Annotated in this window: 12 protein-coding genes; 7 read left to right on the forward strand and 5 right to left on the reverse strand. The window is 35.3% G+C overall.

The annotated features are described in order from the left end of the window. Window positions 1–59 precede the first annotated feature (59 nt). Complete coding sequence (locus IPI31_18915) at window positions 60–1,298, forward strand: gliding motility-associated C-terminal domain-containing protein (GenBank protein MBK7569892.1); 1,239 nt, start codon at window positions 60–62, stop codon at window positions 1,296–1,298. A gap of 9 nt (window positions 1,299–1,307) precedes the next feature. Here IPI31_18915 and IPI31_18920 read toward each other — a convergent pair whose 3' ends face one another. Further along, window positions 1,308–2,615: a Type 1 glutamine amidotransferase-like domain-containing protein gene (locus IPI31_18920; GenBank protein MBK7569893.1), complete on the reverse strand. Its 1,308-nt coding sequence runs from the start codon at window positions 2,613–2,615 to the stop codon at window positions 1,308–1,310. 173 nt (window positions 2,616–2,788) lie between these two features. Between IPI31_18920 and IPI31_18925 the strand changes: the two genes are divergently transcribed. From IPI31_18925 to IPI31_18950, 6 genes are all read left to right on the forward strand, one after another. After that, window positions 2,789–3,883 carry a proline dehydrogenase family protein gene (locus tag IPI31_18925; protein ID MBK7569894.1) on the forward strand — a complete coding sequence of 365 codons (1,095 nt, stop codon included), beginning with the start codon at window positions 2,789–2,791 and terminating at the stop codon, window positions 3,881–3,883. A 335-nt stretch (window positions 3,884–4,218) separates the two neighbouring features. Then, a complete protein-coding gene (locus IPI31_18930; protein MBK7569895.1) occupies window positions 4,219–5,376 on the forward strand; it encodes a homogentisate 1,2-dioxygenase in 1,158 nt (385 codons plus the stop codon). Window positions 5,377–5,767: 391 nt separating this feature from the next. Continuing rightward, window positions 5,768–6,124 carry a four helix bundle protein gene (locus tag IPI31_18935; GenBank protein MBK7569896.1) on the forward strand — a complete coding sequence of 119 codons (357 nt, stop codon included), beginning with the start codon at window positions 5,768–5,770 and terminating at the stop codon, window positions 6,122–6,124. Between the two features lie 104 nt (window positions 6,125–6,228). Beyond that, the gene (hppD, locus tag IPI31_18940) at window positions 6,229–7,362 is read left to right on the forward strand and encodes a 4-hydroxyphenylpyruvate dioxygenase (protein MBK7569897.1); all 1,134 of its coding nucleotides are present in this window, start codon (window positions 6,229–6,231) and stop codon (window positions 7,360–7,362) included. Window positions 7,363–7,413: 51 nt separating this feature from the next. Next, entirely contained in the window at window positions 7,414–8,685 is a 1,272-nt protein-coding gene (locus IPI31_18945) for a PAS domain S-box protein (GenBank protein ID MBK7569898.1), read from the forward strand. Between the two features lie 14 nt (window positions 8,686–8,699). Further along, window positions 8,700–9,761 (forward strand): response regulator, encoded by a 1,062-nt coding sequence (locus IPI31_18950; protein ID MBK7569899.1) that lies wholly within the window; start codon window positions 8,700–8,702, stop codon window positions 9,759–9,761. 5 nt (window positions 9,762–9,766) lie between these two features. On the opposite strand, the gene IPI31_18955 is transcribed toward IPI31_18950, so the two are convergent. The 4 genes from IPI31_18955 to IPI31_18970 form a co-directional block, all read right to left on the reverse strand. Beyond that, a complete protein-coding gene (locus tag IPI31_18955) occupies window positions 9,767–10,117 on the reverse strand; it encodes a hypothetical protein (protein MBK7569900.1) in 351 nt (116 codons plus the stop codon). Between the two features lie 243 nt (window positions 10,118–10,360). Next, window positions 10,361–11,350, reverse strand: a complete 990-nt coding sequence (locus tag IPI31_18960) for a T9SS type A sorting domain-containing protein (protein MBK7569901.1) — start codon at window positions 11,348–11,350, stop codon at window positions 10,361–10,363. A gap of 30 nt (window positions 11,351–11,380) precedes the next feature. Further along, the gene (locus IPI31_18965) at window positions 11,381–12,145 is read right to left on the reverse strand and encodes an alpha/beta fold hydrolase (protein ID MBK7569902.1); all 765 of its coding nucleotides are present in this window, start codon (window positions 12,143–12,145) and stop codon (window positions 11,381–11,383) included. Beyond that, entirely contained in the window at window positions 12,145–13,086 is a 942-nt protein-coding gene (locus IPI31_18970) for a DUF58 domain-containing protein (GenBank protein ID MBK7569903.1), read from the reverse strand. The genes IPI31_18965 and IPI31_18970 overlap by 1 nt, the downstream gene beginning before the upstream one ends. Window positions 13,087–13,189: the final 103 nt, after the last annotated feature.

The raw sequence follows: 13,189 nt of genomic DNA on the forward strand, positions 1-13,189 counted from the left end.
AAAATTCCACTTGCATACTGTATCAATAATCTACCTAATTTTACAATGAAGCCTTCAAGATGAATTTCATTTATCTGCAATTAAATATCTTTTCAGCTAATCTGTGGATCAGGAAATATCTTATCTATATACCTTTAATTGGTCTTTCGTCTTTAAACGGACAAAATCTGATTGAAAATGGAGATTTTGAAATGTATTCTACCTGTCCCTTTGAAACATCTCAAATTTCATATGCAGAAAATTGGTTTGACCCAACTGCTGCAACTTCTGATTATTTTAATATGTGCGATACAACAAATACAGTTTCTGTGCCAACAAATTTTATGGGTTATCAGCCAGCACAATCAGGAAATGCTTATGCCGGAATTTTTATTGCACAAACCGGCGGGCCAATTTACAGAGAATATATTGAAACTGGATTTAAATCCACACTGGTTGCCGGGATGCCTTATACTCTTACATTTTATGCAAATATTTCGGATCTGAGTTCCTGTAAACCTAAAACCGTATGCGCATTTATTTCCTCAGAATTTCTGTCTGATTATACTACAAATAGTATCCTGATGGAGCCTTCAGATATTATTCATACCATATGCAGCGATCCGGAAAATTATTTTGACTCAATAGGCCAATGGGAAAAAATATATGCCTGTTTTCTCGCTACAGGTGAAGAACGATACATTACTATTGGAAATAGTTTCAGTAATGATTATGCTCCTTGTTTAAGTGAGACCGGTGGAAATAAAACAGCATATTTATATATAGATAATATTGCAATTCAACCATTGCAGGTGCAAACTGTTGTAGTTGATACCATCATCTGCAAAGGAAGTACAGTTGTAATAAACGCATCCGAATTAATTCAGGAACCTCAAAATATTACATCTCAATATACCTGGAACGATGGAACTTCAGATCCCATAAAATCTCTATCGAAAGAAGGTGTCTACACAGTTTTAATACAGAACGGTTGTGTTACTGATACTCTCAAAATAAATATTCATTTCAAAGTTGATTGCACTGAAATATTTATGATACCAAATGCATTTTCTCCAAATGATGACGGCATCAACGACAGATTCAGGATCATTGAAGAAAATATCACAGTGAAACGATTCGATATTTACAATAGATGGGGAATTAAAGTTTTTGAAAGCACAGATGCACTCACCGGATGGGATGGTAAAATAAATGGCAAAAACGCGGAGATTGGAGTTTATTTATATATACTGGAATACTCCACTAATATAACAGAAAAACAAGAAAGTAAAAAAGGTTATGTTACTTTAATCTATTGAAATAAGCTCTTAATATACCATCACATTATACACAAAGTAATTTTTAGAATTAAAGATTTTTAAAGTATAAATGGACGGGGGAAATTTTTCAATATCAATTGCTGTTATATTTCCCCGTAAATCTCCGCTTTTTACAATTTTTCCATTCATGTTGATCAATTGATAAAATATAATTTCAGAATTATCCTTTATTTCTATCGTTAATTTTTCAGATACAGGATTTGGGTATATTTTTATAAATTGATGGTCAGGAATTAAATCTTCATTTGCAACAGTACAATCAATAGCTGAAGCATCAGATAAAACATTTAGAATCCCATCTTCCACCCACCAGTTTTCCCAGGTAAAATCGTCACCTGCAGCGGTTTTCCAGTCGTTGAGGTCGAGGGTTCCGGAACCAAAATTATCAGCGCCCATTTTGATCACTTTCAGGGCAACATCATTTCTATTCCAGGTTAATTTTTCTCCATCCACACATAATTCAGGTTCCTGTGGTTCGAAACAATTTACCTGAATAAAATATACATAATCTTCCTCTCCGGGATAAGATCCATACGCATGTGCAATATTATTTTCATCAATACAAACTGCAGTATATTCTTCACATCCAATGCCATAAAATGGATGACCATAATCATTAAATAATCGCGCTAAAAAAGCAACATGTCTACCCCGGCGATCGGGATTATCGTAATGTGTGTCTGTAATGAGATCCATTGTAACAGGGTTCTGAATAAAATCATCATATCCAAGAGTCATGTAATCATTAAAAGGATCATACAGAGATTGTGCGGAAGTAGCACTTCCATTTTCTGCAGAAAAATAGGCCTCTCCCATTATTGCCGAACCGGCACTCGTTCCACCGATGGGAATCTTTTTTTCATTCACAACAAAATTTATTGCATCTTCTACAGGTGTGTCGCGCCAAAAGGAAATATAATCCCACTGATTGCCACCGGCAAACCACAGTGCTTCCGCATTTTCAATTTGGGCAATAAGATATGGATCAATAGAGGCAGCAGCTGAATTACAGACAATGGTTTGAACTGAATTTACCGATATTCCGAGCTCAGAATAAAAATAATCGTTATACCCATCCTCTCCTGAAGCCCTGAGCACCAAAACATCACCTCCATCAGCTCTTTCCAAGAACCAACGCATTGCATAATCGTTTTCACTCGCACCACCCATTAAAACAGTTCCGGAGGTTGGACTGCTCACCACATCAATAGTATCGCCGGTGTAATAACTAGTAAAAGCTTGTCCGAAACCGAGAAAATAATTCAAACCGCACAACACTAAAAGTATAAAACGCATACAATTTACTTTAAAGTCAAAGATAGGAGGAAGCACAATACCAATTGAATTATATTTGCACAAATTTTCTACACTTGGAACCTTCTCCGAAATTGGACTTCAACGATACTGAAACTGCGTTTTCAGGAAAAAGTAATGCAGCATTAAAATGGGAATATTGGTTATTTAAGGTAATGAATAATTCCGGTATCACTTCTGTTTTAACGGGATTGGCACAACTAACAATAAAATTGCATCTGCCATTTAAATGGGCAATTAAAAAAACAGTATACGACCAGTTTTGCGGAGGTGAAACGCTGGAAAAAACTATTCCTGTTATCCAAAAATTAGAATCATTTAATATAGGAGCTATTATTGATTATGGCGTGGAGGGCAAAGAAAATGAAGAGGAATTTGAAAGAACAAAAAATGAATTGATCAAAATAATTCAGTTTGCTAAAAGTCGAAATAAAAACGGAAAAGTTACAGTTCCGTTTTTAAGTTGTAAGGTTACCGGATTAACGCCATTTAGTATTTTGGAAAAAATAAATAATGGATCAGAATTAACAGAATCAGACCAAAAAGAAAAAACAGCTTTATATGCCAGAATGCACGCCATTGCGGCATCTGCGGCAGATGCCAATATTGGATTATTTATTGATGCAGAAGAAAGTTGGATTCAGGATGCAGTTGATACACTCACGTTTGAATTAATGCGCAAATACAATAAAACAAATGCTGTTGTTTATAGTACTCCACAAATGTATCGCCACGACCGACTTGAATTTTGCAAACGATCGCTGCAGGATGCAATAGAACATAATTATATTTTAGGATTAAAACCGGTTCGTGGTGCTTATATGGAAAAAGAAAGAAAACGCGCTGAAGAAATGAATTATCCCTCTCCAATTCAAAAGGATAAAGAAGCAACAGACAAAGATTACGACGCAGTATTAGAATTCTCCATAAATAATATAGAAAAAATTGCTCTTTGCGCTGCTACCCACAACGAAAAAAGCAGTTTATTCCTTGCAGAAGAATTACATAAAAGAAATATCCCTCACAATCATCCGCATATTTCATTTTCCCAATTATACGGAATGAGTGATCAGATCACCTATAATCTTGCAAAAGGGGGATATAATGCCACCAAATACCTACCATATGGTCCGGTAAAAGACGTTATTCCCTACCTGATCAGAAGAGCCCAGGAAAATAAAAGCGTAAGTGGGCAAATGAGCAGGGAGTTGGGTTTGCTTTATAAGGAGATAAAAAGAAGAGGTTTATAGGAAGATTCGAAGGGAGAAGATTCGAAGAATCGAAGGGGAAGGAAAGAAGGTTCTAAGGAAGGAAGAATACGTAAGATTCGAAGGGAGAAGATTCGAAGGGGAAGGAAAGAAGGTTCTAAGGAAGGAAGAGGTGGGTAAGGTTGAAAAAGGGATTTCTCTCGATTCGTACATTCTGAGCAATTAATTCTCCAAACTACATTGTTAAAGGTTGTTTTTTGTCAAATTCTATGTTTCATTGGAACAAGGAACTATTTGGCCTACACAATTGTCAATTATCAATTGTCAATTGTCAATTTCTCGAGTAACTTTGTGTAGGACATTTTAAAGAAAAAGATATGCCATTTTACAGTAAATTGGGGGAAATACCGGAAAAACGCCATACACAATTCAGAAAGCCTGATGGCACATTGTATCATGAGGAATTGTTTTCAACGGAGGGATTCAGCAATACCTATTCTTTATTATATCACCTTTATCCGCCAACCAAAATAAAACAGGTTGGAGAAGCCTATTCGGTGGAACCGAAAGTTGTACTTTCCAAACAATTAAAACACCGCTCCTTACACGGATTTAAAATCAATCCTGCAGATGATTATCTGGAAAGCAGAAAAGCAGTGCTTGTGAATAGTGATCTTCATATTTCACTTGCAGCACCCCGCAAAAGCATGACCGATTATTTTTATAAAAATGTGGATGCAGATGAAATGATATTTTGTCATGAAGGCAGTGGCACCTTATTGACAATGTATGGGGAATTAAAGTTTGAATACGGTGATTATATTATTATCCCAAGAGGAACATTATATCAGATCCATTTTAATACAGAAAATAACAGATTATTTATTTTGGAATCATTTTCACCAATTGAATTTCCTAAACGGTATTTAAATAAAGTAGGACAATTAATGGAGCATGCACCATTTTGTGAACGCGATATTAAAACACCAACTAATTTGATAACACATGATGTTCAGGGTGATTTCTTTTTCAAAATAAAAAAACAGGGAATAATTTATCCTTACCATTATGCAAATCATCCATTTGATCTGATAGGATGGGACGGATATGTTTATCCATGGACATTTTCCATACATAATTTCGAACCTATAACGGGACGCGTTCATCAACCACCTCCGGTACATCAAACTTTTGAAGCACGTAATTTTGTTGTATGCAGTTTTGTGCCACGTATGTTCGACTATCATCCACTTGCAATACCAGCTCCATATAATCACAGTAATATCGACAGCGATGAAATTCTTTATTATGTTGATGGAGATTTTATGAGCCGAAAACACGTTGAACGCGGTATGATAACACTTCATCCCGGAGGTATTCCCCACGGCCCACACCCGGGCACCTACGAAGGCAGCATAGGCAAAAAAGAAACCCACGAACTCGCACTCATGGTAGATCCGTTTCGCCCGCTTCAATTAACGGAAGAGGCGTTGGGGATTGAGGATAGGGAATACTATCTTTCTTGGTTAACTTGATTTTCTTATGAAGAGATGTAGATGATGTACCAATGTACCGATGAACAGCCGAAAATAATGTACCGATGCCTGCACGTCTTGCGACGGGAACAGCCGGGGATGATGTACCAATGTGAGGATGAACAGCCGTGGATAATGTACCGATGCCTGCCCGTCTTGCGACGGGAACAGCCGGGGATGATGTACCAATGTGAGGATGAACAGCCGTGGATAATGTACCGATGCCTGCCCGTCTTGCGACGGGAACAGATGGGGATGATGTACTAATGTGAGGATGAATATTCGAAAAAAAAAATAAAATTAAATTATTTATAAAAAATAGATAGTTATGTAAAAAGAGACTTGATTTATTGAATTTATTTATTGATTTAACCCTTAACCCTTAAAAACGATGAATGATTATTTTAGTGATGATAATATCATCTTGAAATTGACCTTTGAATTTAGTTTGCTGATTATTGAATACACTGAAAAGTTGGAGGAAATGAGAAAGTATCCTATGGCGAGACAACTTTTTAGATCAGGAACTTCGATTGGGGCAAACGCAAACGAGGCTCAAAATGCGGAAAGTAAAGCGGATTTCATACATAAAATGAAAATTGCTGCAAAAGAAGGAGAAGAAACATTTTATTGGTTAAATTTATGTAAACATGCTCCAAACTATCCCGATTGTGATTATTTAATTGTGAAACTAAATAGAATTAACAGAACTTTAGGAAAAATAATAAAATCCTCAAAAAAACAATAATAAAAAAATAAAAACACGGACACCAAACAACCGCAGGTTGTGCGGGTTTGGCTGTTAATCGGTACATTAATTTAATTGGTACATTGGTACATCAAAAAAAAATTATGGAAACTTTAAATCTAAATCAAACCTCCTCCCCTCTCGAAACACTCGACTTCCTTCCACTAAATGGAACGGATCATATTGAATTTTATGTGGGAAATGCGAAGCAGTCGGCGTATTATTATCAGTCGGCGTGGGGATATAAATTGGTGGCATATGCCGGATTGGAAACCGGAGTTCGCGATAGGGCGAGTTACGTTTTGCAACAGGAAAAGATAAGAATCGTATTAACCTCTTCCTTTGATCCTGAAAGTGAAATTTCGATGCATGTTAAAAGACATGGTGACGGTGTAAAGGTTTTGGCATTAATGGTGGATGATGCAACAAAAAGTTTTGAGGAAACTGTAAAACGAGGAGCAAAACCCGCGATGCAACCTACCGTAATGAAAGATGCTTACGGAGAAGTGGTTGTTTCAGCAATACACACTTATGGCGAAACCATTCATAAATTCGTGGAGAGAAGAAATTATTCCGGTGCGTTCATGCCAGGGTTTGAAGCAAAGGAGTCGACAATAAATATACAGCCAATAGGATTAAAATATATTGATCACTGCGTGGGAAATGTGGAGTTGGGGCGCATGAACGAGTGGGTGAAATTTTATGAAGATGTAATGGGATTCAAACTATTAATAACATTTGATGATAATGATATATCTACAGAATATACAGCATTGATGAGCAAAGTTGTTTCTAATGGAAATGGATTTGTTAAATTCCCTATAAATGAACCTGCCGAGGGAAAAAAGAAAAGTCAGATAGATGAGTACCTTGAATTTTATAAAGGAGCGGGTGTTCAGCATATTGCCGTGGCTTCGGATAATATTTTGGAGACGGTAGCTGAATTAAGAAAACGCGGTGTTGAATTTTTACAGGTTCCCGGAGCTTATTACGAAGATGTATTGGAACGTGTTGGACATATTGACGAAAATCTTGAAGACCTGAAACGACTTAATATTTTGATCGACCGCGATGAGGAAGGATATCTCTTGCAAATTTTTACAAAACCGGTTGAGGACAGGCCAACAGTTTTTTATGAAATAATCGAACGACATGGTGCAAAGAGTTTTGGAAAGGGTAATTTTAAAGCATTATTTGAGGCAATTGAAAGAGAACAGGAATTGCGCGGTACTTTATAATTTAAAGTCATTATTTGATAATCTAAAATATAATAATTAAATTACATCTGAGTGGAAACAAATTTTGAAAGAAATTCAAATGTAAATTCACTGCAACAATTTGAGGCATTATTTCATCATGCAACGATCGGTATTATTATTTCCAATAAATTGGGTGAAATAATTAACGCTAATGACATGGCATGCAAATTTTTTGATTATCAAATTGATGAACTAGTAGGACAGAAAATAGAAATATTACTTCCTGAAAAATACCAGCACTCTCATCAACACAACCGTGAATCCTTTTATTCCAATCCACATAATCGTGCTATGGGTGCTAACAGGGATCTGAATGCCAGGAAAAAAGATGGATCTACGTTCCCGGTTGAAATTAGTTTGAGTTATTATAAAATTAAGGAGGAGTTATTTGCCATTGCATTTATCATAGACATTTCGGAGAGAAAGGCCAATGAGGAATTTATGCTTGCTCAAAAAAACGAACTGGAGAAAAAAACGATCGAAATTTCCTCGATGAATATTGGTTTAGAAAACAAAATAGAGGATCGAACAAAAATGTTAAGGGAAACCTTACAGGAACTGGAAAATTCAAGGCAGGAATTAAGTGAGGCATTTGACAAAGAAAAAGAATTGAGTGATCTTAAATCGCGATTTGTAACCATGGCCTCACATGAATTCAGAACACCATTAAGCACAATTTTATCTTCTGCGTCACTCCTCAATAAATATACTAAAACAGAAGAGCAAGAAAAACGCGACCGGCACATAATGCGAATTAAGGATGCGGTAGGTAGTATGAAAAATATTTTGGAAGATTTTCTTTCATTGGGAAAATTGGAAGACGGATTGGTTACTGCCAGGTATGAAAATTTAGAGGTTCAAGACTGTGTACATGCAATAAAAATATTAATTGAAGATATACAGCAGATCTGCAAACCAGGACAAAAACTTATATTTACACATGTTGGCGAAGGAAACCTTGTTACTGATTTAAATATGATTAAAAATATTCTTGTAAATCTAATTTCAAATGCCATTAAATTTTCTGCTGAAAATTCAGTGATCAATATAGATTGTATTTTAGACGGTGCCGTAATTAAAATTGTAGTAAAAGATAATGGAATAGGAATTTCGGAAGAAGACCAGGAACACTTGTTCGAACGTTTTTTCAGAGCTAAAAATGCCTCCAATATTCAGGGAACCGGTTTGGGATTACACATAGTTTCAAAATATCTGGAGTTGATGAATGGAAAAATATCATTAAAAAGTATATTGAATGAAGGAACTACTTTCACTTTGGAAATTCCAAATATAAATTCATAAGTTATAATATTAACATGAAAAAGAAATTACTATTAATTGAAGATAATACAGAACTGCGTGAAAATACTGTAGAGATTTTGGAACTTGCAAATTACACGGTATTTTCGGCGGAGAATGGCAAAATTGGAGTTGACATTGCACTTGCGGAAAAGCCTGATCTCATCATTTGCGATATTATGATGCCGGTTCTGGATGGTTATGGTGTGATACATTTATTGGGACAGAACGATGAGACAAAAAATATCCCATTTATCTTTCTAACTGCTAAAACAGAAAAGTCGGATTTCAGAAAAGGTATGGAAATGGGTGCTGATGATTATATTACAAAACCGTTTGACGATATTGAATTACTGAGAGCAATAGAGGTGCGATTTAAAAAACATGAATTGCTGCGTTCTGCATTTACAAACGACATTCATGGAGTGAATGAATTTATAAATTTAGCGAATGAAACAGCAGGTCTTGAATTGACATCTGATCTTCGGGAAGTGCGAGAATACAAAAAAAAGCAGTTTTTATATTCAGAAAACAACAGGCCTCATAATATTTATTACGTAATAAAAGGAAAAGTAAAAACCTATTTAATAAATGAAGATGGAAAAGAATTGATCAATGCAATTTATACCAACGGAGATTTTATTGGGTATACAGCTATATTGGAAAATAAACCCTATGCAGAAAATGCAGAATTTATGGAGGATTCTGAATTAATGCTTATACCTGCGGAGGATTTTACTGCGCTTATTAACAAGGATATGATAGTGGCACAACAGTTTATTAAATTGCTCACAAAAAATATTTCTGACAAAGAAGAAAAGCTTATTGCATTAGCATATAATTCTCTTCGGAAACGTGTTGCAGCCAGTTTGATGGAAGTATATGATATCTTTAAAAAATCGGATCCCAATAATTCAAAAGTAGAAATTTCCAGAGAAAATCTTGCACGTGTGGTTGGTACCGCTAAAGAATCGCTGATAAGAACATTAAGCGATTTTAAAGATGAAAAATTAATAGATATTAAGGAAGGTAAGATCTATATATTGGATGAAAAAAAACTCAGAAACCTCCCATTTTAAGATGTCTATTTTCTGCTGAATAATTCCCCTTCTATGTTCTGTCTCTCCAGAGTCCAGTCCTCAGTTAAAGTAGTTTCCACCCAAACTTTGCCCGCTTTTCTAAATACCAATACTCCAATACCGAATTTATTAAAGTGATCCTTTAGGGTTACTACTCTATCGTTTTTATCAATATGTATCGCAACTTTATCAGAATTGCCATTTAAAAATTGTATTTTTTGATTCGCCCCTAATTTTTCAATACTTGATTTCTCATCTCCTGTGCGTCTGCGAAAAAATTCTATTCGCAAAAAAGGGAAATACCTGTTAAATTCTTGCTGTAACTCTCCAATTAATTTATTTCCCTGGATATCCATTTTTAACCTTTTGCTATTCTTTTCATCATTAAAACTTACCGGATATGTCATATTAAACTCCTCCTACATGGTTCATTGCAAACTTTTATTGCATTTACCAACTGCAAAAATGAAAAAATGCCGCAAAGGTATAGATGATTAAAATCACCAATTTTAATGATGATGATTGACAGGTGTCGAAGCACTTAAAATAGAAAAACCCGCCAGAACAAAAGCTGGCGGGTTTTTCTATTTTAAGTGTATTTATTGAATTGTAATTGTTTTTATCTGCAGTCCTTCAGATGTTAAAACTTTTAATAAATATATACCCGAAGTCAGATCAGCAACATGTAATGTTGAGGTATGTCCTGATAAATCCTGACTAATTATCAAACTTCCTTTCAGGTCATAAATTTCAGCATTTAAAAGGTTAACATCGGCAGATGCAATTTGTATATTATCTACAGCCGGGTTAGGAAAAATATCTAATTTATTATTCAATAAATTATCCTGTAACCCAGTAATTTCCACATCGCTGTTAATTCCGTATGATTCCGAATTACTTGGAATTCCACCAACATCGGTTTTAAGATCAAAATACTGAAATAAAGGTCCCTTTACTCCTGCTTTATACCAATAATAAAGAGTGTAATCATATACAAATGTAAAAGGTATACCCACCGCTTCATCACTGAAATCTTGCTCAATTTTTACTCTTAAAACATTTGTATAAGTTCCTGATGGCAGAATTAGGGTTCCGTAACCATCTGCGTTCATTTCATTTGATCCGTCACGAATCATATCATACCCTGAGAAAAATTCAGCATGCAGATCATCGGAATTGGTTGTTCCGTAAGTTAAAGGAAAAATAAGTATTTCTTCCGGGTCACTATAACTTATTGTTGTTGCCGGGGTATAAACACCATACACAGTATATTCCGAAGGAGTGATCTTAAAAAAACCAAAACTCCCTGATCCGTCATCACTTGCAGTATTTGCACCTGGAAATTCCGCAGCTTCACCTGTTGCGGAAGGATCCACTAGAGTATAACCTACTGTAGTACCAGAGGTAGAGATGCCGGAAAAATCCCACGTAACATTTTCACCGGCAGCACCAGGGTCAAAGTCAGTAGTATTTACATTCACATAAGATAATTCATCTCCGATGGTACCAGCAACCGAGGATGTAATTGTTGGCTGAGCATAACAAGCTATGCTAATTGTTACCATTAATAAAGTAAAAAGTTTTTTCATAGTATTTTTTTTAGCAAAGTTAATAAATGACTAGGTAATAAATGTTAATATGATCCCTAAAAACGCCTCCGGTTGTTCAGCATGCACCCAATGCCCTGAATCTTCCACTGTTTTTAAGATGGCATTTGGAAAAACTTTTTGAATATCATCCCAATCTTCATTCACAATATATTTGGAATTTTCGCCTCTTACAAACAATACATCTCCTGTAAACGTATTTAAAACTTTTACGGGTGCAAGAATTTCGTCATCGTAATTGGCTGATAATGCTTCCAAATTGAACTTCCACCGGTAACTCCCATTTACATTTCTTGATAAATTTTTTAATAGAAATTGTTGTACTGTAATATCCGACAGCTTATCAGCCATAAGTATCTCAGCATCTTTTCTGGAATGGATGGTTTTAAGATCTATAGACTGTAACGCATCAAAAATGGAATCGTGTCCTCCCGGATAACGTTTAATTCCCATATCCACTATAATAAGTTTATTTACCTTTTCGGGGTGCTGAAGTGCAAATTGCATTGCCGTTTTACCACCCATGGAATGTCCGATGATATGCGCTTTTGATATTTGATGGTGTGTAAAAAATACACTAAGGTCATCCGCCATTAATTGGTATGAATGCTCCGGAGTATGTGGAGATTTTCCATGATTGCGTTGGTCGATAAGGTAAACAGTAAATTTTTCTTCTAAGGATCTTGCTATGGTTTTCCAGTTATCCAACATTCCGAATAATCCATGAAGAATAATTATAGGATATCCGGATCCTGATTTTATATAATTGAGTTCCATTATTTCATCTTCATTCTTTTCACTAAATAAGGCATTAATACCTGACTAAATTCCTTATTCATATCAGCTTCTATAAAATCAATTTTGTATTGATCGCATCGTGTTTTTAAATTCTTCATAAATTTCACCATTTGTTCCATGTAGTGAGATTTAACTTCATTGCTTCTAACTTTAACTTTTTCACCACTTTCCATATCAACAAAAACATATGGTCGGTTATCGTAGGTAAAATCTATTTCGTGTTTTTTATCCACTACATGAAATAAAATTACTTCATGTTTATTGTGTTTTAAATGTTGCAGCGCAGAAAAAAGTTCTTCCGTGTTTTCATTGCCTTCAAACATATCGCTGAAAACAATCACCAAACTCCGGCGATGCACATTTTCCGCAATTACGTGCAAACATTTTGCAGCTTCAGTTTTCAGATCTCTGGATGATCTTCCAATAAAATTCTCCAACTGAGATTGCAATAATTTTTGATGAACAATATTACTTGCAGCTTTTGTATGCAGCAAAATATCATCCGCAAAAATGGTAAGTCCCGCAGCATCTCTTTGCAATTTTAATAGATGCATGATAGAACTGGCACAAATGGCAGAAAATATGAGTTTATTAATGTGTAATCCCTGTTCATTTTTTTCTGCTTCGGGAAAATACATACTCGAGGAAGCATCGATCACGATCTGACAACGCAGATTGGTTTCTTCCTCATATTTTTTTGTGAATAACTTATCCGTTCTTCCGTAAACTTTCCAGTCGATATGACGTGTGGCCTCTCCGGGATTATAAATTCTATGTTCTGCAAATTCTACAGAAAATCCATGAAAGGGGCTTTTATGTAATCCTAAAATAAAACCTTCCACTACCTGTTTAGCAAGAAGCTCCAGGTTTTCAATACTGCGCAGGTCCTGAATGGACATCAATTGTTGGGTTGTAGCCATATTCTATGCAAATAACCCTGAATTAGAAAATTTGAAATTTACTTCAAACCATTTGTTTTATCTAATTTTCAATTCAGGGCTTACGTAAAAAGCCTTCCTACTA

The sequence above is a fragment of the Bacteroidota bacterium genome (assembly GCA_016706865.1).
Lineage (GTDB): Bacteria > Bacteroidota > Bacteroidia > Chitinophagales > BACL12 > UBA7236.

Coding starts and splice junctions, on each gene's coding strand:
- IPI31_18915 (MBK7569892.1), top strand. CDS start 60: ATGAATTTCATTTATCTGCAATTAAATATCTTTTCAGCTAATCTGTGG.
- IPI31_18920 (MBK7569893.1), bottom strand. CDS start 2,615: ATGCGTTTTATACTTTTAGTGTTGTGCGGTTTGAATTATTTTCTCGGT.
- IPI31_18925 (MBK7569894.1), top strand. CDS start 2,789: ATGAATAATTCCGGTATCACTTCTGTTTTAACGGGATTGGCACAACTA.
- IPI31_18930 (MBK7569895.1), top strand. CDS start 4,219: ATGCCATTTTACAGTAAATTGGGGGAAATACCGGAAAAACGCCATACA.
- IPI31_18935 (MBK7569896.1), top strand. CDS start 5,768: ATGAATGATTATTTTAGTGATGATAATATCATCTTGAAATTGACCTTT.
- hppD (MBK7569897.1), top strand. CDS start 6,229: ATGGAAACTTTAAATCTAAATCAAACCTCCTCCCCTCTCGAAACACTC.
- IPI31_18950 (MBK7569899.1), top strand. CDS start 8,700: ATGAAAAAGAAATTACTATTAATTGAAGATAATACAGAACTGCGTGAA.
- IPI31_18955 (MBK7569900.1), bottom strand. CDS start 10,117: ATGGATATCCAGGGAAATAAATTAATTGGAGAGTTACAGCAAGAATTT.
- IPI31_18960 (MBK7569901.1), bottom strand. CDS start 11,350: ATGAAAAAACTTTTTACTTTATTAATGGTAACAATTAGCATAGCTTGT.
- IPI31_18965 (MBK7569902.1), bottom strand. CDS start 12,145: ATGGAACTCAATTATATAAAATCAGGATCCGGATATCCTATAATTATT.
- IPI31_18970 (MBK7569903.1), bottom strand. CDS start 13,086: ATGGCTACAACCCAACAATTGATGTCCATTCAGGACCTGCGCAGTATT.